Source organism: Bacillus sp. FSL K6-1005, assembly GCF_038000225.1.
GTDB classification, from domain to species: Bacteria; Bacillota; Bacilli; order Bacillales; family Bacillaceae; genus Bacillus; species Bacillus mojavensis.
This window is the reverse complement of the sequence record NZ_JBBOBP010000001.1, coordinates 3,012,473-3,038,344: the sequence shown is the minus strand read 5'-3', so window position 1 is coordinate 3,038,344 and position 25,872 is coordinate 3,012,473. Positions and strand designations below refer to the sequence as shown.

At 45.8% G+C, this 25,872-nt stretch carries 28 protein-coding genes; 23 read left to right on the top strand and 5 right to left on the bottom strand.

Going from position 1 to position 25,872, the window contains the following annotated elements:
- The 3 genes from NST16_RS15790 (at position 1) to NST16_RS15780 (ending at position 2,198) form a co-directional block, all read left to right on the top strand.
- On the top strand, positions 1-1,065 hold the full coding sequence (locus tag NST16_RS15790; protein ID WP_268449294.1) for a tartrate dehydrogenase: 1,065 nt from the start codon (positions 1-3) through the stop codon (positions 1,063-1,065).
- Positions 1,066-1,188: 123 nt separating this feature from the next.
- Positions 1,189-1,749, top strand: a complete 561-nt coding sequence (gene sipU, locus NST16_RS15785; RefSeq protein ID WP_168746946.1) for a signal peptidase I sipU — start codon at positions 1,189-1,191, stop codon at positions 1,747-1,749.
- 68 nt (positions 1,750-1,817) lie between these two features.
- Positions 1,818-2,198, top strand: a complete 381-nt coding sequence (locus NST16_RS15780; RefSeq protein WP_339192634.1) for a 3-hydroxyacyl-ACP dehydratase FabZ family protein — start codon at positions 1,818-1,820, stop codon at positions 2,196-2,198.
- Between the two features lie 37 nt (positions 2,199-2,235).
- Here the strand turns inward: NST16_RS15780 and NST16_RS15775 are convergent, their stop codons facing one another.
- Entirely contained in the window at positions 2,236-2,400 is a 165-nt protein-coding gene (locus NST16_RS15775; RefSeq protein WP_010333048.1) for a hypothetical protein, read from the bottom strand.
- A 130-nt stretch (positions 2,401-2,530) separates the two neighbouring features.
- Between NST16_RS15775 and NST16_RS15770 the strand changes: the two genes are divergently transcribed.
- The 9 genes from NST16_RS15770 (at position 2,531) to NST16_RS15730 (ending at position 9,953) form a co-directional block, all read left to right on the top strand.
- A complete protein-coding gene (locus NST16_RS15770; RefSeq protein ID WP_229149925.1) occupies positions 2,531-3,280 on the top strand; it encodes a Cof-type HAD-IIB family hydrolase in 750 nt (249 codons plus the stop codon).
- A 206-nt stretch (positions 3,281-3,486) separates the two neighbouring features.
- Entirely contained in the window at positions 3,487-4,254 is a 768-nt protein-coding gene (locus NST16_RS15765) for a 5-oxoprolinase subunit PxpA (protein WP_268449288.1), read from the top strand.
- Between the two features lie 18 nt (positions 4,255-4,272).
- Positions 4,273-5,487 (top strand): NRAMP family divalent metal transporter, encoded by a 1,215-nt coding sequence (locus NST16_RS15760; protein ID WP_286059040.1) that lies wholly within the window; start codon positions 4,273-4,275, stop codon positions 5,485-5,487.
- A 5-nt stretch (positions 5,488-5,492) separates the two neighbouring features.
- Positions 5,493-6,284, top strand: coding sequence for a putative hydro-lyase (locus NST16_RS15755; protein ID WP_268471677.1), 792 nt, complete (start codon positions 5,493-5,495; stop codon positions 6,282-6,284).
- 44 nt (positions 6,285-6,328) lie between these two features.
- Positions 6,329-7,051: a 5-oxoprolinase subunit PxpB gene (gene pxpB / locus NST16_RS15750; protein ID WP_229149943.1), complete on the top strand. Its 723-nt coding sequence runs from the start codon at positions 6,329-6,331 to the stop codon at positions 7,049-7,051.
- A 2-nt stretch (positions 7,052-7,053) separates the two neighbouring features.
- Positions 7,054-8,061: a 5-oxoprolinase subunit C family protein gene (locus NST16_RS15745; protein ID WP_340888390.1), complete on the top strand. Its 1,008-nt coding sequence runs from the start codon at positions 7,054-7,056 to the stop codon at positions 8,059-8,061.
- Positions 8,062-8,077: 16 nt separating this feature from the next.
- Complete coding sequence (locus NST16_RS15740; protein WP_010333055.1) at positions 8,078-8,830, top strand: IclR family transcriptional regulator; 753 nt, start codon at positions 8,078-8,080, stop codon at positions 8,828-8,830.
- 63 nt (positions 8,831-8,893) lie between these two features.
- Entirely contained in the window at positions 8,894-9,520 is a 627-nt protein-coding gene (locus NST16_RS15735) for a GDSL-type esterase/lipase family protein (RefSeq protein WP_340887472.1), read from the top strand.
- A gap of 187 nt (positions 9,521-9,707) precedes the next feature.
- Positions 9,708-9,953 carry a YczI family protein gene (locus NST16_RS15730; RefSeq protein WP_010333057.1) on the top strand — a complete coding sequence of 82 codons (246 nt, stop codon included), beginning with the start codon at positions 9,708-9,710 and terminating at the stop codon, positions 9,951-9,953.
- A gap of 2 nt (positions 9,954-9,955) precedes the next feature.
- Here the strand turns inward: NST16_RS15730 and NST16_RS15725 are convergent, their stop codons facing one another.
- Complete coding sequence (locus NST16_RS15725; RefSeq protein WP_010333058.1) at positions 9,956-10,246, bottom strand: antibiotic biosynthesis monooxygenase family protein; 291 nt, start codon at positions 10,244-10,246, stop codon at positions 9,956-9,958.
- A 151-nt stretch (positions 10,247-10,397) separates the two neighbouring features.
- Between NST16_RS15725 and NST16_RS15720 the strand changes: the two genes are divergently transcribed.
- The 4 genes from NST16_RS15720 to NST16_RS15705 all read left to right on the top strand — a co-directional run bounded on the left by NST16_RS15720 (position 10,398) and on the right by NST16_RS15705 (position 17,399).
- Positions 10,398-12,404 carry a penicillin-binding transpeptidase domain-containing protein gene (locus NST16_RS15720; protein WP_340887468.1) on the top strand — a complete coding sequence of 669 codons (2,007 nt, stop codon included), beginning with the start codon at positions 10,398-10,400 and terminating at the stop codon, positions 12,402-12,404.
- Positions 12,405-12,501: 97 nt separating this feature from the next.
- Positions 12,502-13,404: an aldo/keto reductase gene (locus tag NST16_RS15715; protein ID WP_326330834.1), complete on the top strand. Its 903-nt coding sequence runs from the start codon at positions 12,502-12,504 to the stop codon at positions 13,402-13,404.
- 188 nt (positions 13,405-13,592) lie between these two features.
- Positions 13,593-15,677 carry a BglG family transcription antiterminator gene (locus NST16_RS15710; RefSeq protein WP_340887466.1) on the top strand — a complete coding sequence of 695 codons (2,085 nt, stop codon included), beginning with the start codon at positions 13,593-13,595 and terminating at the stop codon, positions 15,675-15,677.
- Between the two features lie 210 nt (positions 15,678-15,887).
- Positions 15,888-17,399: a class I adenylate-forming enzyme family protein gene (locus NST16_RS15705; protein WP_268471671.1), complete on the top strand. Its 1,512-nt coding sequence runs from the start codon at positions 15,888-15,890 to the stop codon at positions 17,397-17,399.
- Between the two features lie 17 nt (positions 17,400-17,416).
- Here the strand turns inward: NST16_RS15705 and NST16_RS15700 are convergent, their stop codons facing one another.
- Positions 17,417-18,013 (bottom strand): class I SAM-dependent methyltransferase, encoded by a 597-nt coding sequence (locus NST16_RS15700; RefSeq protein ID WP_211090767.1) that lies wholly within the window; start codon positions 18,011-18,013, stop codon positions 17,417-17,419.
- Positions 18,014-18,164: 151 nt separating this feature from the next.
- On the opposite strand from NST16_RS15700, the gene NST16_RS15695 reads away from it, so the two are divergent.
- The 5 genes from NST16_RS15695 to amj all read left to right on the top strand — a co-directional run bounded on the left by NST16_RS15695 (position 18,165) and on the right by amj (position 22,007).
- The gene (locus NST16_RS15695; protein WP_168746957.1) at positions 18,165-19,025 is read left to right on the top strand and encodes an SDR family oxidoreductase; all 861 of its coding nucleotides are present in this window, start codon (positions 18,165-18,167) and stop codon (positions 19,023-19,025) included.
- A 14-nt stretch (positions 19,026-19,039) separates the two neighbouring features.
- A complete protein-coding gene (gene lyxE, locus NST16_RS15690; protein ID WP_340887462.1) occupies positions 19,040-19,543 on the top strand; it encodes a D-lyxose ketol-isomerase in 504 nt (167 codons plus the stop codon).
- Positions 19,544-19,634: 91 nt separating this feature from the next.
- Positions 19,635-20,186: a GNAT family N-acetyltransferase gene (locus NST16_RS15685; protein WP_340887459.1), complete on the top strand. Its 552-nt coding sequence runs from the start codon at positions 19,635-19,637 to the stop codon at positions 20,184-20,186.
- A 77-nt stretch (positions 20,187-20,263) separates the two neighbouring features.
- On the top strand, positions 20,264-20,686 hold the full coding sequence (locus tag NST16_RS15680; RefSeq protein WP_268471668.1) for a pyridoxamine 5'-phosphate oxidase family protein: 423 nt from the start codon (positions 20,264-20,266) through the stop codon (positions 20,684-20,686).
- Between the two features lie 511 nt (positions 20,687-21,197).
- Positions 21,198-22,007, top strand: a complete 810-nt coding sequence (amj, locus tag NST16_RS15675; RefSeq protein ID WP_010333068.1) for a lipid II flippase Amj — start codon at positions 21,198-21,200, stop codon at positions 22,005-22,007.
- A gap of 38 nt (positions 22,008-22,045) precedes the next feature.
- On the opposite strand, the gene NST16_RS15670 is transcribed toward amj, so the two are convergent.
- Together NST16_RS15670 and NST16_RS15665 are read right to left on the bottom strand one after the other, a co-directional pair.
- On the bottom strand, positions 22,046-22,483 hold the full coding sequence (locus tag NST16_RS15670) for a carboxymuconolactone decarboxylase family protein (protein ID WP_010333069.1): 438 nt from the start codon (positions 22,481-22,483) through the stop codon (positions 22,046-22,048).
- A gap of 126 nt (positions 22,484-22,609) precedes the next feature.
- Entirely contained in the window at positions 22,610-22,900 is a 291-nt protein-coding gene (locus NST16_RS15665; protein WP_010333070.1) for a DUF3817 domain-containing protein, read from the bottom strand.
- Positions 22,901-23,085: 185 nt separating this feature from the next.
- On the opposite strand from NST16_RS15665, the gene lrpC reads away from it, so the two are divergent.
- Both lrpC and NST16_RS15655 read left to right on the top strand, forming a co-directional pair.
- Positions 23,086-23,520 (top strand): transcriptional regulator LrpC, encoded by a 435-nt coding sequence (gene lrpC / locus NST16_RS15660; RefSeq protein ID WP_010333071.1) that lies wholly within the window; start codon positions 23,086-23,088, stop codon positions 23,518-23,520.
- A gap of 64 nt (positions 23,521-23,584) precedes the next feature.
- Positions 23,585-25,768: a DNA topoisomerase III gene (locus NST16_RS15655; protein ID WP_268471664.1), complete on the top strand. Its 2,184-nt coding sequence runs from the start codon at positions 23,585-23,587 to the stop codon at positions 25,766-25,768.
- Positions 25,769-25,872 lie beyond the last annotated feature (104 nt).

Here is a 25,872-nt window from a genome sequence, read left to right as displayed (position 1 = left end):
ATGACGATGAAACGATTCGAGATTGCGGCAATACCGGGAGACGGAGCAGGAAAAGAAGTTGTGGCGGCTGCTGAGAAAGTGCTTCATACAGCTGCTGAGGTGCACGGGGGTTTGTCATTCTCATTTACGTCATTTCCATGGAGCTGTGACTATTACATGGAACACGGCGAAATGATGCCTGAGGACGGAATACATACACTCACCCAATTTGAAGCGGTTTTCTTAGGGGCGGTTGGAAATCCGAAGCTTGTTCCCGACCATATCTCATTATGGGGGCTGCTCCTGAAAATCCGGAGAGAACTCGAGCTTTCTATTAATATGAGACCTGCCAAACAAATGGCGGGCATTACGTCGCCGCTTTTGCATCCAAATGATTTTGACCTCGTGGTGATTCGCGAGAACAGTGAGGGTGAATACAGTGAAGTTGGCGGACGCATTCACAGGGGCGATGATGAAATTGCCATCCAGAATGCCGTGTTTACCAGAAAAGCGACAGAGCGAGTCATGCGCTTTGCCTTCGAATTGGCAAAAAAACGGCGCGGCCATGTGACAAGTGCAACAAAGTCTAATGGTATATATCACGCGATGCCGTTTTGGGATGAAGTCTTTCAGCAGACTGCTGCTGATTACAGCGAGATTGAAACGTCATCCCAGCATATTGATGCGCTGGCCGCTTTTTTTGTGACGCGTCCGGAAACGTTTGATGTCATTGTGGCAAGCAACCTGTTCGGTGATATTTTAACCGACATCAGCTCGAGCCTGATGGGAAGCATCGGCATTGCGCCGTCTGCGAATATCAATCCGGACGGCAAATACCCGTCTATGTTCGAACCGGTTCACGGCTCAGCTCCCGACATTGCCGGTCAGGGTCTTGCCAATCCAATCGGCCAGATTTGGACAGCGAAGCTGATGCTTGACCATTTCGGAGAGGAAGAGCTGGGGGCAAAGATCCTCGATGTGATGGAACGAGTAACGGCTGACGGCATCAAAACACGCGACATTGGCGGACAAAGCACAACGGCTGAGGTCACGGACGAAATCTGTGCGCGGTTAAGAAACCTATAATCATGTAGGCCGGGGCGAAGTTGCCTCGGCCACTTACAACATTTCAACAGATTCCTAACCAAGAAGATCCCAAATGCTGTATAATGACATGGAATTCTTTAGGAAGGTATCAGGTAAAAGAAGTTGAACGCAAAAACGATCACATTAAAGAAGAAATCAAAAACCAAATTTATTGTACTCAGTATCGCATGTATCCTGGCTTTCATATTCATGATCAGAATGGCATTTTATATTCCCTATCTTGTTGAAGGTTCATCAATGGCTCCAACGCTAAAAGACTCAGAACGGATTTTGGTGGACAAAGCAGCCAAATATACAGGCGGGTTTCAGAGAGGCGACATCATCGTGATTCATGACGAAAAGAGCGGCCGTTCATTTATAAAACGGTTAATCGGTTTGCCGGGCGACTCTATTATCATGAAGGATGATCAGCTATACATAAACGGTAAGAAAGTCGACGAACCGTATCTAAAGGAACATAAACAAGAAATGCAAGCGTTAGGGGAAAATCTCACGAATGATTTTAAAGCTGAGGTGCCTTCCGGCAAATATTTTGTCATGGGAGATAACCGTCTCAACTCGGTGGACAGCAGAAATGGAATGGGTATGCCTTCTGATGAAGATATCATTGGTACTGAGTCTCTTGTCTTTTATCCGTTCGGTGAGATGAGACAAGCAAAATGAATACATACGCAAAAAAGAGATGATGCTTGATGAAATGAAAGAAAGGGTGGAGAATGGTGAAACCTTATATGCTACCTCACCGCTATCCGTTTTTGTTTATTGATGGCGTGATTGAAAGTGAGCCTGGCAAACATGCAGCTGCTTATAAGCTGGTCAGTGAGAACGACTGGTTTATCACTGACACGCAAACAGAAATGCCGTTTTCACTTATGATTGAAGCACTTGCGCAAACCGCGGCTTTTACAGGGATTACAGATGAGAACAGCTTGGGCTTATTGTCATCCGTGAAAAAAGCGGAAAAGCTGGGCGCGGCCGTACCGGGTGACCGGCTTGATCTATCGTTTGAAGTCACGCGAAATCGCCGCGGGTTTGTGTTTGGACATGCCAAGGCGTCAGTGGGCGGGCGGCCTGTTGCTGAAGCTGAAATCGGCATCTATATTGAGAAATGAAAAAAACCCTTCACAACCATTTTTGTGAGGGGTTCTATTATTTCGTATCGTAATCTCGTTCGCTTTGTGAGTCATCTCTTTGCTGGCGTTTGTGTTTTTCATCATTCATGTTTTCCTTCAGCTCTTCATTCGGTATCGGATCGGTTAAGTCATTATGCTCGGGATTTTCATTTGGGCGGTTCTGCTGTTTTCTTTCTTTCATGTTTGATCACCTCACTATTTGTTTTCCTCTTATCAGTGCACCTCAAACATGTGAAATCGCTTTTTTGTTCTGCTCGGTGTAATGTATTAGAATAGAAAGAAGCACAATTAAGATAAAGAGAGGTACATATATGTCTGTTCAAAGAGAAAATGTAGATATCAAGCTGATCGCAATTGATATGGATGGAACGCTGCTGAATGACGAGCAGCTGATCTCGGATGAAAACCGTAAAGCCATTCGTGAAGCAGAGGATAAAGGCGTGTATGTGGTGATCAGCACGGGCCGTACGCTGATGACGTGCCGGGAACTGGCTGAGTCGCTGGAGCTGTCGTCTTTTTTAATCACGGCTAACGGAAGCGAAATCTGGGATTCGAATTTTAATTTAGTGGAACGCAAGCTGCTCCACACGGATCATATCAAAATGATGTGGGATTTGCGGAATAAACACAACACCAATTTCTGGGCTTCAACCGTTAACAAGGTGTGGAGAGGCGAGTTTCCGGAAAACATCACCGATCATGAATGGCTCAAATTCGGATTTGACATAGAGGATGACGACATTCGAAACGAAGTGCTGGCGGAGCTTAGAAAAAATAAAGAGCTCGAAATCACAAACTCAAGCCCGACAAACATTGAGGTCAACGCGCTCGGCATCAACAAAGCCGCAGCCCTTGCGAAGGTTTCTGAAAAACTTGGCTTTACGATGGAACATGTCATGGCGATGGGCGACAGCTTGAATGATATCGCGATGATCAAAGAAGCGGGGCTGGGCGTAGCGATGGGCAATGCTCAAGACATCGTGAAAGAAACGGCTGATTGGATCACTGACACAAATATAGAAGATGGAGTCGCTAAAGCGATACGCCATTGGGTACTATAAGAAAAAGAGTCCTGAGATAAGGACTCTTTTTCTATTTAATCAGGGAGATTTTCTTCTAGGTCGATGGTAGGTTTTCTAACAAAGTTATTTCACAAACTAATATGATTGAATATAATGAAATAAAGTTCAAAAATTCGGAATAGTTGTTCCGAATTTCGGAACAATAAAATACATAAAGCAATCGTTTGCTTGGCAGGAGGGATTCTGTGTTTCAAGTTGATTTAAATTGTGATTTAGGGGAAAGTTTTGGAGCCTATACGATAGGTCTTGATCAAGATATTTTAGAGTTTGTCACATCGGCGAATGTCGCATGCGGATTTCATGCAGGGGATCCCGGTGTCATGCGAAAAACAGTTGCCCTTGCTGCTGAAAAAGGCGTGAAAATCGGCGCGCACCCGGGACTCCCGGATTTACTCGGCTTCGGCCGCCGAAATATGGCGATTTCTCCAGAGGAAGCGTATGATCTTGTGGTTTATCAAATTGGCGCCTTGTCAGGATTTTTAAAAGCGGAAGGTCTTCACATGCAGCACGTCAAGCCGCACGGCGCTTTGTACAATATGGCTGCAGTCGATCAGAAGCTATCGGATGCCATTGCAAAAGCTGTCTACAAGGTCGATCCAGGACTGATTCTTTTCGGCCTTGCTGAGAGCGAGCTTGTAAAAGCGGGAGAACGGATCGGGCTGCAAACAGCAAGCGAAGTATTCGCCGACAGAACATACCAAGCGGACGGCACACTGACACCGCGCTCCCAGCCGGATGCACTCATTGAAAGCGATGATGCCGCCGTCACTCAGGTGATCAAAATGGTAAAAGAAGGGACGGTCAAATCTCAGCAAGGACAAGATGTGTCCTTAAAAGCAGATACGGTTTGCATTCATGGAGACGGTGCCCATGCGCTGACGTTTGCGCAAAAAATCCGTAAAGAGCTTACATCGGCGGGAATCGAAGTGACTGCTATTTCAGCCCAGAAGTAATCAGAAGGAGGAAAATAGATGGAGCAGCAGAAAAAAACAGCAGGGAAAAAAACGGGCAGCTGGTCATTGCTCATGGGTGCCGCCTTCTTAATGGCAACATCAGCAATCGGCCCGGGATTCCTGACACAAACCGCAACATTTACAAACACACTCGCAGCAAGCTTCGGTTTTGTTATTTTAATTTCTATTATTTTGGATATCTTTGCTCAAACCAACGTATGGCGCATCATCGCGGTCTCAGGAAAAAGGGGCCAGGAGATTGCGAATATGGTGTTTCCCGGACTGGGATATTTCATCGCCATTCTCGTCGTGCTTGGCGGACTTGCCTTTAATATCGGGAATATCGGAGGGGCTGGGCTCGGACTGCAAGTCTTGTTCGGCATTACACCAGAAACAGGCGCCTTAATTAGCGCCGTCATCGCCATTCTGATTTTTGTCATCAAGGAAGCAGGAAAAGCGATGGACCGTTTTACGCAAATCGCGGGGTTTGCCATGATCATCTTAACGCTGTACGTCGCAATTTCGTCTGCGCCGCCAGTCGGACAGGCTGTGGCAAACACATTTGTCCCTGAACGTGTCAGTATATTCGCAATTGTCACATTAGTCGGCGGGACCGTCGGAGGATATATCACATTTGCCGGCGGACATCGTTTGCTTGATGCTGGGATTAAAGGCAAGGAATCCATCCCCCAGGTGACAAAAAGCTCAGTTATCGGCATTTTAATTACATCGATCATGCGAATCGCCCTTTTCTTAGCTGTGCTCGGTGTTGTTTCAAAAGGCCTGCACATTGACGAAAGCAACCCGGCCGCCTCTGTGTTCCAGCTGGCAGCGGGAAATGTCGGTTATAAAATTTTCGGATTGATCATGTGGTCAGCAGCCATTACGTCCGTTATCGGAGCCGCTTATACGTCTGTTTCGTTTTTTAAAACCTTTTCTCCAAAAATTGAAAAGAATTCACGCGGCATTATTATCGGATTTATTGTCGTTTCCACATTAGCCTTCGTCACCATCGGCCAGCCGGCGAAAATTCTCGTGCTTGTCGGATCTCTGAACGGTTTGATTCTGCCGATTGCGCTTGGAACGCTGCTCATTGCCGCATATAAGAAAAACATTGTCGGTGATTATAAGCATCCGCTTTGGCTGACAGGCTCAGGTGCACTGGTTGTCATCGTCATGGCGATTATGGGCATCTACACGTTATTTACACAACTTCCTCAATTGTGGAGCTGATAAGAGTGGATCATTTGAATAAGATGGCGCCAAGAGATGTGCGCGCGCTCATACGAGAGGGGAAAATAAACGGCCCGACCGCCGGAATGTCCGGCGGCTATGCTCAAGCGAACCTTGTGATTTTGAAAAAAGATCTGGCATTTGACTTTCTGCTGTTTTGCCAGCGGAATCAAAAGCCCTGTCCGGTGCTGGATGTGACGGAATCCGGTTCGCCTGTGCCGTCGCTTGTTGCACCAGATGCTGATATCAGAACGGATTTTCCAAAATACCGTGTATACAGGCACGGTGTTTTGACGGAGGAAGCATCTGATATCACGCCATACTGGGAGGACAATTTTGTCGGTTTTCTGATCGGATGCAGTTTCTCTTTTGAACAGGCGCTGATCAATAATGGAATACCCGTCAGACATATTGACGAGGGGACGAACGTTCCGATGTACAAAACGAATATAGATTGTGTTCCGGCGGGGCCGTTTCATGGACAGATGGTTGTCAGTATGAGACCGGTTCCTGAACGGCTCGCTGTACGCGCCGCACAGGTGACCTCGCGTTTTCCGGCTGTGCACGGAGGACCGATTCATATCGGCAATCCAAAAGCGATCGGCATACAGGATCTGGGCAATCCGGATTTCGGAGATGCCGTTTCTGTTCGTGAAGGCGAGGTTCCTGTATTTTGGGCATGCGGGGTCACTCCGCAAGCTGTGGCTATGAATGTAAAACCTGAAATGGTCATCACACATGCGCCGGGGCATATGCTCATCACAGATATTCGAGACGAGTCGCTTGCGGTGCTGTAACCTCTCGTCCTCCTGATGAACGAGAAATAAACGAGGTGAGAAAGATGACTGAACGATTACAATTCGAACAGCTCGGTGATTCTGCAATGATGATCCGATTTGGAGAAGAAATAAGCGAGCAAGTAAACGGTCTTGTCCATGCCGCTGCCGCTTATATAGAAGAACAGCCGTTTCCGGGATTCATTGAATGTATCCCGGCTTTTACGAGTCTTACCGTATTTTATGATATGTATGAAGTGTACAAGCATTTGCCTCAAGGCATCAGCTCACCTTTTGAGAAGGTGAAACGTGATGTTCATGAGCGGCTTGGAGAACTAACGGCTGATTATGAAAGCAGCCGCCGCGTCGTTGAAATTCCCGTCTGCTATGGCGGTGAATTCGGGCCTGATTTAGAAGAGGTGGCTAAGATCAATCATCTGACACCCGAAGAAGTCATTGAGATTCATACAGGCGGCGAATATGTGGTGTATATGCTGGGCTTTGCACCGGGGTTTCCGTTCTTAGGCGGGATGTCCAAACGTATCGCAGCTCCAAGGAAATCGTCGCCAAGACCATCAATACCAGCCGGTTCAGTCGGAATTGCGGGACTGCAAACAGGCGTTTATCCGATTTCGACACCGGGCGGCTGGCAGCTGATCGGCAAAACGCCGCTGGCTCTATTCCGGCCGCAGGAAAACCCGCCGACGTTATTAAGAGCAGGAGATATTGTTACATTTGTCCGCATCTCAGAGGATGACTATCGCGCCTATAAGGAGGAGTCCAATTGAGCATGAAAGTGTTAAAGCCCGGACTGCTCACAACGGTTCAGGATATAGGCAGAACGGGGTATCAAAAATACGGCGTGCTGGCAAGCGGCGCCATGGACACGGTGTCGCTTCGAATCGCCAATCTGCTGATCGGAAACAGCGAAAAAGAAGCCGGCCTTGAAATTACGCTGATGGGTCCCGGCCCGTCGCTTTATGTGTCAGAACCAACGCTGATTGCTGTAACAGGAGCGGACTTTACCCTGCGTGTGAATGAAGAAGAAGCGCCTCTTTGGAAACCTGTGCTCGTTAAGGAAAACAGCACGATCACCTTTGGCCCCTGCAAACTCGGCAGCCGTGCTTATGTAGCGATAGCCGGCGGCTTCAATGTACCTGCTGTCATGGAAAGCAAAAGCACGTATGTCAGAGCGGGAATCGGCGGATTTCGCGGAAGAGCGCTTCAGAAGGAAGATGAACTGCCGATTGGTGAAATGTCATTTCTTTCGAAAACCATCGTTTCCCGCTTGAGCCAACACCTTGGTCAGCGAGGATTTGCAGCGCCGAACTGGTCAGTCAGCCGATACAGATTTCTGCCGTTAAAAAAGAATCCGGTGATCCGAGTGCTGGAAGGAAAACAATTCTCTTTTTTCACAGAAGAATCGAAAACGCGGTTTTATGAAGAGACGTTTCGTGTCACTCCGCAGTCCGATCGAATGGGCTACAGGCTCAAAGGGGAACCGCTTGAATTGAAGGCGCCGCTTGAGATGGTGTCAGAGGCGGTTACATTTGGGACAGTTCAGGTGCCGCCTGACGGCAATCCGATTATTCTGCTTGCAGACCGGCAGACGACGGGAGGTTATCCGAGGATCGCTCACATCATTTCAGCTGATCTTCCGATTGCCTCGCAAATCATGCCGGGTGAGCACGTCCAATTTGAGCCTGTATCCCTTCAGGAAGCGGAAGCGCTTTTCATTGAACGGGAAGCGCATCTAAAAGAACTGAAAACAAGAATGAAAATGGAATGGCTGACATAACAAAGGGGATGGAATGATGCAGAATAAAAACAAAACCGTAGTAAAATCTATGGCGCTGCTCAATTTGTTTTTGCATGAACCAAGCCTTACTTTAAGCGAACTCGTTTCCCTATCAGGAATGCCGAAGACCTCTGTTCACCGAATGGTCAGCTCACTGGAAGAAATGGGGTTCCTCAATCGAGACCCATCCGGCGTTTATACGCTGGGATTGGTGTTTTTGGAATTCGGTCAGCTTGTCGCGGACAGACTCGATATCAGAAAAATAGCCAAGCCTGTGATGGAGGAGCTTTGCCGTGAAGTAGATGAAGCCGTTCAATTGATTATGAGGGACGGAAATGAAGCAATCTACGTGGAGAAAATTGAAGGGACACAGACCGTTCGCCTGTACACTGCAATCGGCCGGCGTTCTCCTCTGTACGCAGGAGCATGTGCCCGCAGCATTTTGTCCTTTCTGCCCCGTGAAGAAATTGAAGCGTACATGAAACAGACAGAGCTCATTCCGATCAGTTCAGGGACCATTACAGATCCGTCAAAGCTTCTTGAGGCGATTGATACCGCGGTGCAAAACGGCTATACCGTCAGCTATTCCGAACTCGAAAATTATACGGCGGCCATTGGTGCGCCGATTTTTAACCATCATCACCAGGTGGCGGCAGGTATCAGTATTGCAGGGTTTGAAGCGAGATTTACAGAAGACAGGCTGCCGTACTTAACGGAAAAAGTAAAACAAGCCGCTTTGCAGATATCCAGAAAAATCGGGTATCCATAAGTAGCCGATCTTTTCTCTTCTGCGTACATTAACGTATCGACGTTCATGAGTGGAGGAAAGATCATGGTGCTTCAATATACAGCGCTCGGAGATTCTTTAACGACGGGAAGAGGCTCAGGGCTGTTTTCTGCCGGATTTGTCCAGCGCTTCAGGGGCATGATGGAAGCCGATCTGAAATCAAAAACAGCCGTATCGGTTTTCGCCAAATCCGGCCTTGATACAGAGGAAATCCTCGGCCTCCTGTCATATCCCTATGTTCAAAAACAAATTAAAGCCGCTGATATGATTACGATCACAGGGTGCGGAAATGATCTCATTGAATCTGTATTATCCTATCAATCTTCTCAGGATGAAACGATTTTCAGTCGTGCTTCCGCGCATTGTCATGAGAATTTTGAAAAGATGATTGCTCAAATCGCCAAAATCAAAGGGGCAGATCAATCACCTTACGCCATCCGTGTTTTTAATTTATACAATCCGTTCCCCGGCATTGGCATTGCTGATCAATGGATTACTTCATTTAATTCGCATTTAAAAACGCTGGCCTCAGCGGCTCATGTTAAAATCGCTGACGTTTACAGTGTCTTTAAAGGGAAAGAGCAGGAATACCTGTCTTTTGACGGTGTCCATCCGAATAGCAGCGGCTATCAGGCAATGGCCGAAGTGCTTCGCGGACTAGGTTATCGATAATGATCAGTTTCATAGAAAACGCGCCCGATCACTGGTGCGTTTTTTTATATGAATTCAAATATTAAAAGAAACTTAAATTTCCCCATCTCATGTTCTATATACAAAAAAAGTGCGCTAGAATAATGGAGGGCAAAGGCAAATATAGGCATAACGCTCAATATTTCGTATATCAGGAAGGATGGTCCTTTTGTTTCGCATTTTTAAAATGTCTTTTGCGGTTATCATTATCATACTGGCGCTTATCGCTTTTAACTATACGGAACACACCTCTGTTATCCAATCGGTCATGCTCGTTTTTCTGGGGGCGGTCATGTTTATTCAGGGACTTGAAGAACGCAAAAAAGAAAACGACAGCTCAGGAGCATTTAACATCTATACTGCCGTTTTCGTTTGGTCTGTTTCTCTCATCGGTTTTACGCTTTATATGATATAAATCTATGATACATCCAGAAAATGCTCAACCGTCGGGAACGGCGAATAAAACTGATGCAGTAAGGCTTTCCACTCTTTGTACTCGGAAGACCCGCGAAAGCCTTCAGTGTGGTCCTCAAGCGTTTCCCACTCTACGAGCAGCAGGTACTTATGTGTTTCTTCCATGCATTTTGATAAAGAATGTGTGATATAGCCCTTCATTCCGGCAATGATCGGCGCCGCCAGCCGGAACGCCTCCTCAAATTCTTGTTCAAGTCCCTCTTTAATATGAAGCATAGCTGCTTCTCTGACCATGCGATCCCTTCTTTCCCTCTTTTCAAATAGTTTACAGGAAACGAAAGGAGATTTCTGCAAAATCGATGAACCTTTTCCTTCATTTTCAAAAAAATCTTGCGCGTACTAATTCATTTAAGAGAAAATAACAAGTGGAAGGCAGGGGAAAGTCATGTGTAAAAAGTGTATTCTACTATTATTTCTATGTATCGGGCTGATCGGATTAATCGGATGCTCCAAAACAGATTCACCAGAGGACCGAATGGAAGCATTCGTAAAACAGTGGAACGATCAGCAATTCGATGACATGTATCAAAGCCTGACCAAAGATGTAAAAAAAGAAATCTCCAAAAAGGATTTCGTCAGCAGATATAAAACCATCTATGAGCAGGCAGGCGTAAAAAATCTGAAAGTCACTGCGGGAAAAGTGGATGAGGATGATAAAGACAATGAAACGATGAAGCACATCCCATACAAAGTCAGCATGGACACAAATGCGGGAAAAGTCAGCTTTAAAAATACCGCTGTGCTGAAAAAAGAAAAAACAGATGACGAGGAGTCATGGAATATAGATTGGGACCCATCGTTTATTTTCAAGCAGCTGGCTGATGACAAAACCGTTCAAATCGCCAGCATTGAACCGAAACGCGGCCAAATCTACGATAAAAACGGGAAAGGCTTAGCCGTCAACACAGATGTTCCGGAAATTGGAATTGTTCCCGGAGAGCTTGGTGATAAAAAAGAAAAAGTCATAAAAGAGCTGGCGAAAAAACTGGATGTAACTGAAGATGACATCAACCAGAAGCTGAAACAAAGCTGGGTCAAAGATGATTCATTCGTGCCGGTCAAAAAAGTAAAACCGGACGAAGAAAAATTAGTGTCTGAAGTGACGTCATTAAAAGGCGTCACAAGAACAAATGTCAGCTCACGCTATTATCCGTATGGCGAAAAAACAGCCCATCTGACAGGCTACATTCGTGCGATTACGGCGGAAGAACTGAAGAAAAAGAAAGACGGAACGTACAGCGATACGTCAAACATCGGAATCTCAGGTCTTGAAAATGTGTATGAAGACAAGCTTAGAGGCACAACAGGATGGAAAATCTACGTTCCGCAAACCGGCGAAGTCATCGCTGAAACGAAAGCGAAAGACGGTGAGGATCTTCATCTCACAATTGATATCAAAACACAAACAAAGCTGTATGACGAACTGAAGGATGACAGCGGAGCGGCAGTCGCACTGCAGCCGCAGACAGGTGAAACACTGGCTCTTGTCAGCGCGCCTTCTTACGATCCAAACGGATTTATTTTCGGATGGAGCGATAAAGAATGGAAAAAACTAAACGAAGACAAAAACAATCCGTTTTCTGCGAAATTTAACAAAACATATGCGCCAGGATCTACAATTAAACCGATCGCTGCTGCCATCGGCCTGAAAAACGGCACGCTTAAAGCCGCAGAGAAGAAAACAATCAAAGGTAAACAGTGGCAGAAAGATTCAAGCTGGGGCGGCTATTCTGTTACACGAGTGTCTGACAGCCTAGAGCAAGTGGATTTGGAACATGCCCTGATCACCTCAGACAATATTTACTTTGCACAAAACGCGCTTGATATGGGTGCGGACACCTTTACAAAAGGCATGAAAACATTTGGGTTTGCAGAGGATATTCCATATGAATTCCCAGTCCAGCAATCGTCAATCGCAAACGGCAAGCTAGACTCAGACATTTTGCTTGCGGATACAGGCTACGGACAGGGACAAATGCAAATGTCTCCGCTTCACCTAGCGGCAGCTTACACGCCATTTGTCGATAATGGAGACCTCGTGAAACCGACGCTTATCAAGAAAGAGTCACAAACCGCTGATGTCTGGCACAAACAAGTGCTCACGAAAGAAGGAGCCGCCGATATTACAAAAGGGTTGAAAGGTGTAGTCGAAGATGAACGCGGGTCAGCGTATCAGCCTGTCGTAAAAGGAATCACTGTGGCTGGAAAAACGGGAACAGCCGAGCTGAAAAAATCAAAGGATGATAAAGACGGCACCGAAAATGGCTGGTTCGTCGGCTATGACTATAAAAACAAAGACCTGCTTGTCGCGATGATGATTCAAAATGTTCAAGATCACGGCGGCAGCCACTACGTAGTCGAAAAAGCAAAAAAGCAATTTCAATCGAAATAAAACCTTTTTAACGGGAGTGAAAGGAAAAAGGGCGTCTGAGGCCGAATGATCTAGTAAGGGGCAAAAACCCGGTTTATTAAGAAAAGAGGGATTTTGCATGCAGCGTATTCATTTGGCGGAGGATCTTCAATTTTCAAGAGTGATACACGGGCTTTGGCGTCTGAATGAATGGAACTATTCAGACGCTGAGCTGCTCAGTCTCATTGAGTGGTGTGTCGATCAAGGTATCACCACCTTTGATCATGCGGATATTTACGGGGGCTACACGTGCGAAAAACGGTTTGGAAATGCTCTTGCTCTTTCACCCGGATTAAGGGAAAACATAGAGCTGGTCACAAAATGCGGCATCGTTCTTGAATCACCTGAACGCCCAGCTCACCGATCGCACCATTATAATACAAGCAAAACTCATATTCTGGCGTCTGTTGAACAGTCGCTTTTGAATCTCAGAACGGATTATATCGATGTGCTGCTGATTCACAGACCGGACCCGCTCATGGATCCGGAAGGAGTGGCTGAGGCGTTTCATGCGCTGAAAAGCTCCGGCAAGGTCAGATATTTCGGTGTTTCGAACTTTAAAGGCCATCAGTATCGAATGCTGGAATCGTATCTGCCTGAAAAGCTTGTCACCAATCAAATTGAGCTTTCCGCATATGAATTAGAAAATATTCAGGACGGCACATTGAACCTGTGTCAGGAAAAACGGATTTCTCCGATGGCCTGGTCGCCGCTTGCAGGCGGTAAAGTATTCGCCGGAAACACGGAAAAAGACCGCCGCATTCGCACGGCGCTTGAAACCGTTCAGGCTGAAATCGGTGCGGCCTCATTGGACATGGTGATGTACGCATGGCTCTTCACGCATCCGGCCGGCATCATGCCGATTGTCGGAAGCGGAAAACGCGAGCGGATTTCCGCCGCGGTAAACGCCTTGGCGTATAAGCTTGATCAGGATCAGTGGTTCCGTATTTATACAGCCGTACAAGGCCACGATATACCATAAAGAAAAAGCATCAGCATAACGGCTGATGCTTTTTCAATACTGTCACACCGCTTAGTGCCAAATTCCCATTTATAAGTGATTGAATCCTATATGAAAGCGTTTTATATTAATAAAGAAAACCTCTTTTTCCTCTTTCTATATCTCCATGCGACCTCATCCGCACATCACGAATGTCTGGAGGCCTTTTTATGTATATGACTGCAAGAGAACAAAAGCTTTTAAAGCATTTATTATTACTGAACCGATATGTAACCGTAACGGAGCTGGCTGAGGTGATGGAGGTCAGCACCAGAACCATTCACAGAGAGCTAAAATCAATCAAACCGCTGATGGAGACTGTGGGGCTCAAGCTCGATAAACAGCCCGGCAAAGGCTTGAAGGTGCTAGGGAATCCCGAAGATAAACAAAAGCTGATCACCGAGCTGTCACATGAACAGCATGAATACAGCGCGGACGAACGAAAACTGCTGATTCTCTGTTCGCTATTGGAGTCCCAAGAACCTGTGAAGCTGTACACCCTCGCTCATGATTTGCAGGTCACCAATGCTACGGTCAGCTACGATTTAGATGAGCTGGAGAAATGGATTTCTCCATTCGGATTAACACTGATTCGAAAAAGAGGCTTTGGCATCCAGCTCATGGGGCCGGAGAACGCGAAACGAAAAATTGTCGGCAATCTGATTGTGAACCGCCTCGACATCCAAATGTTTTTGGAAGCGGTTGAATTAAACATAAAAGGGAAAGCCGATTCCTCCGAGAAGATGTTCGGGGTTGTCAGCAAAGGCGAGCTGTTAAAAATGGAGCGGATTTTATTCCAGCTGAAAGAAAAAATCGCATTTTCTCTATCTGACAGCTCCTATATAGCACTTGTCGTTCATCTGACGTTTGCGATCGAACGCATTAAACTTGGCGAAACGATCAGCATGGAAGAGAGCGAGCTTGATGAACTCAAGAGTGCAAAAGAATACAGCTCCGCTTTGGAAATCGCGGGTGAGCTTGAACGTGCTTTCGGCGTGACAATCCCGGAAGCGGAGGTCGGCTATATAACGATCCACCTGCGAAGCGCCAACCGCAAATACAAAACAGAATACAGAGCACAGGAAATAGAGCTTGAAACAGCCCTGCAAACAAAACGGCTGATCGCTTTTATTTCAGATAAAATCAGAATGGATCTGACGAAAAACTACTCTTTATATGAGGGTTTGATTGCCCATTTGGAACCGGCCATCAGCCGCATGAAAGAAAACATCGATATTTATAATCCATTGAAGGAACAGATCAAGCGCGATTATTTTCTGCTGTATATGGCGATAGAAGAGGGTGTGGAGAAATTTTTCCCGGACATGTCCTTTTCCGATGATGAAATCGCCTTTATCGTTCTACACTTCGGTTCAGCGCTTGAAATCAAAAAAGAAGAAGCTAAAGTGAAAGCCCTTGTTGTCTGCTCAAGCGGAATTGGTTCTTCGAAAATGCTTGCTTCGAGATTGAAGAAAGAGCTGCCGGAAATTGAATCGTTTGATATGTCATCCCTGATCGAGCTGAAGGACCGCGACACTAAAGCCTATGATATGATTGTGTCCACTGTGCCGATCCCATATCAAAACATCGACTATATTATGGTCAGCCCGCTTTTAAATGAGGAAGACGCAAACCAGGTGAAGCAATATATCAAGCGGAAAATCCCGCTCATTCTTGAGAAAAAAAGAAGCCCGAAGGAAGAGACGCGGCAAGCCGACATCCCTGACATGCTGGCAACGGCGGAAAGCGTCGGACGATACATGGCGGTCATTCAAGACGTCTTGCGCCATTTTTCACTCACTGAAATGAAAACAAAGCCGGATCACGGCGAGCTGCTGTTCGAGCTTTTTCAACAGCTGAAAAACGATGGCCTCATCCGAGATCCGAAAAAAGCGGCTGATTGTCTTGCAGAACGCGAAAAACAAGGGGGGTTGGGCATACCCGGTACAAACATGGCGCTTTATCATCTCAAAAATGATCATATCGTCCTGCCTTTTTTCAAAATGTACGATCTCAGCACATCTTTTGAAGTCAATGGCATGGACGGAAATACCCTCAGTATGACGAGAATTCTCGTCATGATGGCGCCGGCCACATTATCAGCAGAAGGCTCCGAGGTTTTGAGTGCGATCAGCTCTGCCATTATTGAAAGCGGAGAAAGCATGGCGGGCTTTCAGGAGGAAGGGGAACGAGAAATGTATCAGCGTTTAAACCGCATCTTTTTCAATTGGATGAAAGAAAAAAACATCCCGTAATCACACATTTCACACGCCAAAAAAAGGCGTGTGTTTTTGTTTGGATGCAGAACAAAATAAAAAAATGCGGGACTATTTTATCATTCTGTAATGGAATAGTTCCAAAATGAAATAGTTTTACAAGTTATCTTTTTTGGGTTAAAATGGGTGAGGTAAGGAAGATAATCTAACAAATTATAGAGGATTCAAGAGATATAGGAGATGACCAATATGGAAACATTACAGCATCTGATTCTGCATGACATGCCGGATAGCGAAGAAATAGAAGCTGTAAAAAGCGGAGCTCACACGCTGACATACGCAGCATATCGCAAACGAATCAATCAGCTGGCGAATGCTCTGCTTCAAAAAGGAATTCAAAAAGGCGACCGTGTGGCATTACTTTGCAAAAACGGCCACCCCGCATCAACACTTATGTTTGCCGCACTTGAAATCGGCGCCGTTGTTGTACCTGTCAGCTGGCAGCTGAAACCATACGAGATGACAGGCATTTTAAAAGCAAGTGAACCGAAAGCATTGTTTTACGGATCAGAATTTAAAGAGACAATGGATGAAGTGCTGCCTGAGCTGTCTTCTGTGTATTTGATCATGGAAACAGGTACAGCGTATGAGACATCTCCAGTGTTTGAAGCGCTTTTTGCAGGTCCTGATCATTTGCCGGAAGCAGAAATAGTTTCTCCAGATGATACAGCGCTCCTGATGTTTACGTCAGGGACAACAGGGAATCCGAAAAGATGCATGATCACCCATGGCGGTATTTACAATTACGTATCAAAATCAAATAGCTCAAGCGCACGAATGAAAAATCTGCGTTTTCTGGCGTGCCACCCGATTTATCATACGAGCGCACTTATTTGTATCATGCTTGGAACGTTTGCGGGAACCACGTTTATTTTTACAAAGGACCAAGATCCTGTTGATATGCTGAAGGTTATTGAAGAAGAAAAAATTCAAACGATCATGGCCCTTCCTGTGTTTTACACTTATTTGCTTGAGGCGTGGGAAAAACATCAAACCGATCTGTCCTCGCTCATCATTTTGATGACAGGCGGAACAAAAGTGCCTAGCAGCCTGATTCAACGTTATCTTGATATCGGCATACAGCTCGCTCACGGTTACGGAAGCACAGAAGCTTGGGGAATCAGCACATGGGTTCCTGAAATGGGTATGGATAAAGCGGCCTCTGCCGGTAAACCCGTTGCTGATGTTCAAGTCAAGGTAGAAGATCCTGAGACGAGAGAAGAGCTGCCGCAAGGTGAAATCGGAGAAATCGTTGTGCACAGCCCATTCTTATTTAAAGGCTATGAGGAAAACCCTGAAGCGACAGCAAAGGTGCTGCAAAACGGCTGGTTCAGAACCGGAGATTCAGGCTACGTGGATGAGGACGGCTTTATCTTCATCACCGGACGATACAAGGATGTCATTATTTACGGAGGCGATAATGTCTATCCTGATCAGGTTGAAGAAGTTATCCAGCAGATCCCGGGCATCCTTGAAACAGCAGTTGTCGGGATACCGGACCCGCTGTACGGAGAAAAACCAAAAGCCTTTATCGTTACTAATGGCACTCAGGAAATAACGGAAGCGGATGTCATTGCATATTGTAAAGAACGCTTGTCCGCTTACAAAATTCCTGAAATCGAATTCGTAAAGGAACTTCCGAAAAATAATCTCGGCAAAGTAAAAAAAGACGTCTTGCGCAAGCAAGCCGTACATTCATAAAAGAAAAAGCCCGTCATTTATGTGACGGGCTTTTTTGCGGTTGCGCAGACTGAAAGCTCAGGTTTAATGTCTTTATATTGGATATCAATGTCTTTGAAGCCTGCCGTTTTCAGGTCAGTAAGCATCTGTTTTCCGAACGATTCAGTTTTTTCAGGACTGGCATCTGCTTCCCGGGGCTGCATCGTAATGGCTGCTTTGCCGCCGGGTTTTAATGCTTGATAAATCTGTTTGATGCCTTCTTGCTGGTTATTCCAAATCGTGTAGTTGTTAACGGAAATGACTTTATCATAATACGTGGCGGGGAGGGGAAACGTTTCAATGCTGCCCTGTATCAGCCGAACACGGTCTGTTTTTAATCTATGTGCCGCCAGCTTCAGCATAGCCTCTGATACATCAAGCCCATGGATATGAACGCTCTTTTCGCGTTTCAGCATCTGCTTCATGCAATAACCCGGTCCAAAACCGACTTCTAGAATGCGGTCTCCGCGTGTTAATCCAAGCTGATCTATTGTCCACTGATTCAGTGTTTTATTTTCAGCAGCCATGATGTATCCGGCAAGTATGCCGAACATCCCCTTCGGTCTGCTGAATTTTTTAGAAAGCATGTTAATCATTCAGCAACCTCCTTTTCACATCATTTTCCTCCTTGCGTTCCATGTGAAACATTTTTCTGATAAAGCAATCCGAAGGTGCTGAACCATGTTTATCCAAAGTAGGCACGAGGTACACAACAAATAGACATGAAAAAAAAGGAGGAGAATCATTATGGCAAACTATCCGAAAGAACTGCCGGCACAAACCCAAAATCGCCAGCCGGGAATTGAAAGTGAAATGAATCCAAGTCCCGTATATGAGTACGAGCATTATAAAGGTGCTGATAAATTAAAAGGAAAAGTCGCACTCATTACAGGCGGCGACAGCGGAATCGGACGTGCGGTATCCGTGGCTTACGCAAAGGAAGGTGCTGACATCGCCATTGTATATAAGGATGAGCAGGGAGATGCTGAAGATACCAAAAAACGCGTTGAACAAGAGGGCGTGAAATGTCTCTTAATCTCCGGAGATGTGGGCGACGAGGAGTTCTGTAATGAAGCGGTTGAAAAAACCGTGAATGAACTCGGCCGTCTGGATATCCTTGTGAACAATGCCGGTGAGCAGCATCCGAAGGAAAGCATCAAAGATATTTCAAGCGAACAGCTTCACCGCACATTCAAAACAAACTTTTATTCACAATTTTATTTGACTAAAAAAGCAATTGATTATATGAAACCAGGCAGCGCGATCATCAATACGACTTCTATTAACCCTTATCGCGGTAATCCGATGCTGATTGATTATACGGCTACGAAAGGTGCGATCAATGCCTTTACTAGAACAATGGCGCAGGCACTTGTCAAAGACGGCATCCGTGTAAATGCCGTAGCGCCGGGACCAATCTGGACACCGTTAATTCCATCTACATTCTCAGAAGATACAGTCGCTCAATTTGGGCAAAATACGCCGATGGGCCGTCCGGGTCAGCCTGTTGAGCATGTCGGATGCTATGTGCTGCTGGCATCAGATGAATCATCCTATATGACAGGACAAACGCTGCATGTAAACGGCGGAGACTTTGTGACGACGTAAGAGGGAGTGAGGAAATGAGCATCACAAAAGAAGAAGTAAACAGCTACTACCAAAAAGCTGGTATTGTCTTAACAGATGATGAAGTAGAACAAATTCAGCTCATGGACTACGGCTTGGGAAAAGAACGAAAAGTCGGGCTCCAGCTCTTTGTCTATGTGAATACAGACCGATATTGTTCAAAGGAACTGGTGCTGTTTCCCGGACAGACGTGCCCGGAGCATCGCCATCCGCCGGTTGACGGGCAGGAAGGCAAGCAGGAGACCTTCCGCTGCCGCTACGGAAAAGTATATCTTTATGTTGAAGGAGAAAAAACACAGCTTCCAAAGGTTCTTCCTCCACAAGAGGATAGAGAATACTATACAGTCTGGCATGAGATTGAGCTTGAACCCGGCGGGCAATATACAATTCCGCCGAACACGAAGCATTGGTTCCAGGCCGGGGAGGAAGGCGCAGTCGTAACGGAAATGTCTTCAACCAGTACAGACAAACATGATATCTTTTCCGACCCTAGAATTTAAGGATGAGGCTTAAAAAGCCCATCCTTTTTTTTATATTGAAAAAAACGGAAACACCGTTATAATGGGTAAAAAAGGAAAGAGGGCGAGGGAGATGTTCACCTGCGACGTAAACGAGCACATTACCATCCGGTTATTGGAGCCAAAAGATGCGGATCGGCTGGTAGCGATCATTCATGAGAACCAGCAGCGAATCAGCCAATGGCTATTCTGGGCTGAAAATCCAAGTGATGCCGAAACGTACAGGGAAACGCTCATTCCGGATTGGCGGCGTCAGTATGCTGACCTGAACGGCATTGAAGCGGGGATTCTATATGACGGCAGCTTGTGCGGCATGATTAGCCTGCATAACCTTGACCAAGTAAATAAAAAAGCGGAAATTGGCTATTGGATTGGTGAGGAATACGAAGGCAAAGGCATTATCACTGCCGCCTGCCGAACACTCATCACATATGCCTTTCAGGATCTGGAATTGAATCGTGTTGCGATCTGTGCGGCTGTCGGAAATCACAAAAGCAGAGCGATCCCGGAGCGCCTCGGCTTTCAAGAGGAAAGAATAGCGAGGGAAGGCATATTCATTAAAGGCAAGTTTCACGACCTCGTCTATTACAGTCTGTTAAAGCGTGAATGGGAAGCAAAAAATTAAAGAGCACATTTTCTTGTTTAAATCGGTCCCGAATGTGGAAAAGTAACAGCGGAGACGTTAAAAAGGAGTGATTCGAGATGAATCAGCAAGATATTAAACAAAAAGTGCTTGATGTTCTAGATCACCATAAAGTAGGTTCGCTCGCAACGGTTCAAAAGGGCAAACCGCATTCCCGCTACATGACTTTTTTCCATGACGGGCTGACGATTTATACACCGACAAGCAAAGAAACTCATAAAGCTGAAGAAATTGAGAATAACCCCAATGTGCACATTTTATTAGGTTATGATTGTGAAGGCTTTGGCGATGCGTATGTCGAAGTCACAGGAAAAGCAAAAATAAACAATTCAACAGAATTGAAAGACAAAATCTGGAGTTCTAAATTGGAGCGCTGGTTTGACGGCAAGGATGACCCGGACCTGGTGATTCTTGAAATCGAACCGGAAACTATCAGATTAATGAATGCAGGAGAGAAAACACCAGTCTCACTTGATTTATAAAAAAAGTTTGTGTTTTCAGGGGCGATATGTTATCATGAATAGCTAAGCAAGAAAAATAAGCAAATAAAAAAGAAAGTAAACTTCTTTTTTCTGTTTTGAGAGAGAAGCTTTTACCGCTTCACAAGCAGCAAACCAGCTGCCCTTATTCTTTTCCTTCATAACAAATCGCCCCTAACGATGAGATGGAAAAAAGACTTTTTTGTTTTACAATTCACACCGGCGCGGCTTCGGAGCCGCAGTGACGATTGAGAGGTAGGGCTTTCGTTGTCTTGTGTTCAAGAAATTTCCATGGTGTTTACTTTCCAGAATGATTCTTCGGAACAATGCTTTAGAATCTAACCCGCCCGACTTGGCGGATGATATAATCTTTATTTGCGTATAGAAAAGAATAAGACAAACCGCTCGGCATACGCCGGCGGTTTTTTATTGTGAAAAAAAACAAATCACACATGAAACTTCTGGCTGTTTCCTTCAGTCTTATCACTAGGATGAAACTGGAGGAAAGAATACCGTGCATGTTATTACAACACAAGTCGTTTTTATTTTCTGTTTTTTGTTATTGATTCACTCGATAGAGACCCTTGCCTATGCCACAAGGCTTTCAGGGGCCCGGGTAGGGTTTATCGCGTCCGCGCTTTCCTTGTTTAATGTCATGGTCATCGTGTCAAGAATGTCAAACATGGTCCAGCAGCCCTTCACGGGGCACTTAATTGATGATGCCGGAAAAAACGCACTGGCGCTCGTAGGCGAGCAGTTCCGGTTCCTGATCTTTGGCTCGACGGTCGGGACTATTGTGGGCATTATCCTGCTTCCGTCTTTTGTCGCCCTTTTTTCACGTGCGATCATCCACTTGGCGAGCGGGGGCGGCTCCGTTATTCAGGTCTTTCGGAAAGGATTTTCTAAGAATGGATGTAAAAATGCCTGCTCCTATTTGCGTCTGCCGTCTGCTTCGTATTTGAAGGGATTTCACATGCGTTTCATTCCAAAACGGCTGTTTGTCATTAACATGCTGATCACGTCCATTTATACAATCGGCGTGCTTTCCGCACTTTACGCAGGGCTTCTTGCACCCGAGCGCAGCACGACGGCGGTTATGGCATCAGGCTTAATCAACGGGATTGCGACGATGCTGCTGGCCATTTTTGTTGATCCGAAAGTGTCTGTTCTTGCTGATGATGTGGCAAAAGGAAAACGAAGCTATGTTTATTTGAAATGGACCTCTGTGACAATGGTGACGTCAAGGGTAGCGGGCACGCTTCTTGCCCAGCTTCTGTTTATCCCTGGCGCTTATTATATCGCGTGGCTGACAAAATGGTTTTGATGGAGAAAAGCTGACCTGATGAAAGGTCAGCTTTTTATTTATTCGGCGATGTTGCCCATAGAAATGGCGATTCGGTTCCAGCTGTTAATTTGATTAATGATGAGGATTAAATCAACATATTCTTTTTCATTATAATATTTACGCACCTCTTGATATACATCATCAGGCACACGTTTGTTAGAAATAAAAGTGACATGCTCCGTCAGCAATAATGCTGCTTTTTCTTCAGGGGTGTAAAAACTGCACTCTTCCCAAGCGTTTAATCCGTAAATACGCTGCTCGGTTTCTCCCATTTTTCGGGCATCTTTCGTATGAATGTTAATACAGTAGGCGCAGCCATTTAATTGTGATGCTCTTATTTTTATTAGCTCTCTTGTAGTCCGGTTAATATTGGACGTTTTTGTGTATGCCTCCATTTTCATCATGATTTGTAATCCATCAGGGGCTGTTTGGTCGTAGGGAATCCTCTTCGTCATCATTCCATCTCCTTTCACTACTGTATAATGATGACATGATGATTGGATTTAAAAAAGAAAACAGCCTGAAGCAGATTCAAGCTGTTTTCTTAATAGTGGCGGCATCACATCATGCCGCTTTATCGTTTATTTAAAGTTCCTTAATCCGCGGTCGTACAAAAAGTTTCCGAATGGGACGAATGCGGCGACGAAACCGGCCGCTGACCATTTTAGCGACCATTTCACAGAAAACGTCACATAGGCCAACACTAGCAAATACAAAATAAACAATCCGCCGTGAACAGAACCGACAATTGTCACCGCAAGAGAAAGGCCTGCCCAATATTTGAGCGGCATGGCGACGAAAAGCAGGATTAAGAGTGACATTCCTTCAATAAAACCCATCGTGCGAAGTCTTCCGATCGGCGTTTGCAGCATAAATCGCCCTCCTCGTGGACACGTTTTCATCTATACTATAAACAATCCGGCGGGCATATATGACAAGTTTCAGAAAATGTTCGGAAAACATTCATATTTTAATAAAAATCTATCTTGGGCTTCAGTCTTGTCATTTACACAAATTCCCGAGATAATGTGAACAAAAATAAAAGAAGGATGTTGGTATGAAACTTGACCAAATTGATCTGAATATCATTGCGGAACTGAAAAAAGACAGCCGTTTGTCCATGAGGGAGTTAGGAAGGAAAATTAAGCTGTCCCCGCCATCAGTCACCGAACGGGTGAGACAGCTGGAATCGTTTGGCATCATTAAGCAATATACGCTGGAGGTTGATCAGAAAAAACTTGGCCTTCCGGTTTCCTGTATTGTCGAAGCAACCGTCAAAAACGGGGATTACGATCGATTCAAAAGCTACATTCAAACGCTGCCGAATATTGAATTTTGCTATCGGATTGCGGGAGCGGCCTGCTATATACTGAAAATCAACGCGGAAAGCCTTGAAGCAGTTGAAGCTTTCATCAATAAAACAACACCTTACGCCCAAACCGTCACTCACGTCATTTTCTCAGAAATTGATACAAAAAACGGGCGCGGTTAGAGAGTGCTTGGTCAAGTCTGTTATAATAAAAGGATGAGCGTGAAAGAAAGAGAAGTGATCAAGCATGTCAAAAACAGTTGTATTAGCTGAAAAACCTTCAGTCGGCCGCGATTTGGCCCGGGTGCTGAAGTGCCATAAAAAAGGGAACGGTTATCTCGAAGGAGATCAATATATTGTCACATGGGCTTTAGGCCATTTGGTGACACTTGCTGATCCGGAAGGCTACGGAAAAGAATTTCAATCATGGCGGCTTGAGGATCTGCCGATTATCCCTGAACCACTAAAGCTAGTGGTCATCAAAAAAACCGGAAAGCAGTTCAATGCGGTGAAAGCGCAGCTTACCCGCAAGGACGTCAATCAGATCGTCATCGCGACAGATGCCGGCCGGGAAGGTGAGCTCGTCGCACGCTGGATCATTGAAAAAGCGAACGTCCGTAAACCGATCAAACGGCTGTGGATTTCCTCAGTAACGGACAAAGCGATCAAGGAAGGTTTTCAAAAGCTGCGCAACGGCAAAGAGTATGAAAATCTGTACCACTCAGCCGTTGCCAGAGCAGAAGCGGATTGGATTGTCGGCATTAACGCGACCCGTGCGCTCACCACAAAATTCAATGCCCAGCTTTCATGCGGACGCGTGCAGACGCCGACGCTAGCCATGATTGCGAAGCGCGAGGCGGACATCCAAGCCTTTAAGCCTGTTCCATATTACGGCATTCGCGCAGCGGTCGATGGAATGACGCTGACGTGGCAGGACAAAAAATCGAAGCAGACGAGAACATTTGATCAAGGCGTGACAAGCCGTTTGCTAAAAGAACTTGATGGAAAACAGGCGGTGGTCGCTGAACTGAAAAAAACAGCGAAAAAAAGCTTTGCTCCTGCGCTTTACGACTTGACGGAACTCCAGCGGGACGCCCACAAACGCTTCGGATTTTCCGCCAAAGAAACGCTCTCAGTTCTGCAGAAGCTGTATGAGCAGCACAAACTTGTCACATATCCGCGGACAGACTCACGGTTTTTATCCAGTGACATTGTCCCAACCTTAAAAGACCGGCTGGAGGGCATGGAAGTGAAACCGTATGCCCAATATGTCACCCAAATTAAAAAGCGCGGCATCAAATCGCATAAAGGCTACGTCAATGATGCTAAAGTGTCAGACCACCATGCGATTATCCCGACTGAAGAGCCGCTTGTTCTCAGCAGTCTCAGCGATAAAGAACGCAAGCTGTATGACCTGATTGCCAAACGTTTCTTAGCTGTGCTGATGCCGGCTTTCGAATATGAAGAAACAAAGGTCATGGCAGAAATCGGCGGAGAAACTTTTACAGCGAAGGGAAAAACTGTGCAGTCACAAGGCTGGAAAGCCGTTTATGACATGGCTGACGAGGATGACGAGCAGGAGGACGACAGAGATCAGACGCTTCCGGCTCTGCAAAAAGGCGCCTCGCTCACTGTCCGCACATTAACTGAAACAAGCGGACAAACCAAACCGCCAGCCCGTTTTAATGAAGGGACGCTGCTGTCAGCTATGGAGAACCCAAGCGCCTTTATGCAGGGAGAAGAAAAAGACCTTGTCAAAACGCTTGGCGAAACAGGCGGCCTCGGTACGGTTGCAACGCGTGCCGACATTATCGAAAAACTGTTCAACAGCTTTTTAATTGAGAAAAAAGAAAAAGACATTTTTATCACCTCAAAAGGAAAACAGCTCCTGCAGCTCGTTCCTGAGGATTTGAAATCACCTGCTTTAACGGCAGAATGGGAACAAAAGCTGTCCGCCATTGCGGCTGGAAAATTAAAATCCGCTGTCTTTATTAAAGACATGAAGGCTTACGCTAAGCAAACGGTAACAGAAATCAAAAACAGCAGCCAAACCTTCAGACATGATAACATCACGGGAACGGCATGTCCGGAGTGCGGCAAAATGATGCTGAAGGTAAACGGCAAGCGCGGCACCATGCTCGTGTGCCAGGACCGGGAATGCGGAAGCAGAAAAACGATCGCCAGAAAAACAAACGCGCGCTGCCCGAACTGCCATAAAAGAATGGAGCTTCGAGGCCAAGGAGAAGGCCAGACCTTCGCGTGTGTTTGCGGGCACCGTGAGAAGCTTTCTGTATTTGAAAAACGGAAAAACAAAGACAAAGGGCGCGCTACAAAGCGGGACGTCTCTTCCTATTTGAAAAAACAAAATAAAGATGAACCGATTAACAATGCGTTGGCGGAACAGCTGAAGAAACTCGGTTTGGATAAATAAAAAGAAACCTGTGCGATTCGCACAGGTTTTTTTATTGGACTTAGGTCCTGTTTTTTGAAAGTTCAAAAAGGGGAAAAAAAGCTAGTAATCTTCGTTTTTTTCTT

Bases quoted from the DNA above. Each gene is read 5' to 3' on its own strand.
- NST16_RS15770 (WP_229149925.1), top strand. From the start codon at position 2,531: ATGTCTGTTCAAAGAGAAAATGTAGATATCAAGCTGATCGCAATTGAT.
- pxpB (WP_229149943.1), top strand. From the start codon at position 6,329: ATGACTGAACGATTACAATTCGAACAGCTCGGTGATTCTGCAATGATG.
- NST16_RS15655 (WP_268471664.1), top strand. From the start codon at position 23,585: ATGTCAAAAACAGTTGTATTAGCTGAAAAACCTTCAGTCGGCCGCGAT.
- lyxE (WP_340887462.1), top strand. From the start codon at position 19,040: ATGAGCATCACAAAAGAAGAAGTAAACAGCTACTACCAAAAAGCTGGT.
- NST16_RS15745 (WP_340888390.1), top strand. From the start codon at position 7,054: ATGAAAGTGTTAAAGCCCGGACTGCTCACAACGGTTCAGGATATAGGC.
- NST16_RS15695 (WP_168746957.1), top strand. From the start codon at position 18,165: ATGGCAAACTATCCGAAAGAACTGCCGGCACAAACCCAAAATCGCCAG.
- NST16_RS15720 (WP_340887468.1), top strand. From the start codon at position 10,398: ATGTGTAAAAAGTGTATTCTACTATTATTTCTATGTATCGGGCTGATC.
- lrpC (WP_010333071.1), top strand. From the start codon at position 23,086: ATGAAACTTGACCAAATTGATCTGAATATCATTGCGGAACTGAAAAAA.
- NST16_RS15725 (WP_010333058.1), bottom strand. From the start codon at position 10,246: ATGGTCAGAGAAGCAGCTATGCTTCATATTAAAGAGGGACTTGAACAA.
- NST16_RS15780 (WP_339192634.1), top strand. From the start codon at position 1,818: ATGCTACCTCACCGCTATCCGTTTTTGTTTATTGATGGCGTGATTGAA.
- NST16_RS15715 (WP_326330834.1), top strand. From the start codon at position 12,502: ATGCAGCGTATTCATTTGGCGGAGGATCTTCAATTTTCAAGAGTGATA.
- NST16_RS15685 (WP_340887459.1), top strand. From the start codon at position 19,635: ATGTTCACCTGCGACGTAAACGAGCACATTACCATCCGGTTATTGGAG.
- NST16_RS15700 (WP_211090767.1), bottom strand. From the start codon at position 18,013: ATGATTAACATGCTTTCTAAAAAATTCAGCAGACCGAAGGGGATGTTC.
- NST16_RS15710 (WP_340887466.1), top strand. From the start codon at position 13,593: ATGTATATGACTGCAAGAGAACAAAAGCTTTTAAAGCATTTATTATTA.
- NST16_RS15775 (WP_010333048.1), bottom strand. From the start codon at position 2,400: ATGAAAGAAAGAAAACAGCAGAACCGCCCAAATGAAAATCCCGAGCAT.
- NST16_RS15705 (WP_268471671.1), top strand. From the start codon at position 15,888: ATGGAAACATTACAGCATCTGATTCTGCATGACATGCCGGATAGCGAA.
- NST16_RS15670 (WP_010333069.1), bottom strand. From the start codon at position 22,483: ATGACGAAGAGGATTCCCTACGACCAAACAGCCCCTGATGGATTACAA.
- NST16_RS15665 (WP_010333070.1), bottom strand. From the start codon at position 22,900: ATGCTGCAAACGCCGATCGGAAGACTTCGCACGATGGGTTTTATTGAA.
- NST16_RS15790 (WP_268449294.1), top strand. From the start codon at position 1: ATGACGATGAAACGATTCGAGATTGCGGCAATACCGGGAGACGGAGCA.
- NST16_RS15740 (WP_010333055.1), top strand. From the start codon at position 8,078: ATGCAGAATAAAAACAAAACCGTAGTAAAATCTATGGCGCTGCTCAAT.
- NST16_RS15680 (WP_268471668.1), top strand. From the start codon at position 20,264: ATGAATCAGCAAGATATTAAACAAAAAGTGCTTGATGTTCTAGATCAC.
- NST16_RS15760 (WP_286059040.1), top strand. From the start codon at position 4,273: ATGGAGCAGCAGAAAAAAACAGCAGGGAAAAAAACGGGCAGCTGGTCA.
- NST16_RS15735 (WP_340887472.1), top strand. From the start codon at position 8,894: ATGGTGCTTCAATATACAGCGCTCGGAGATTCTTTAACGACGGGAAGA.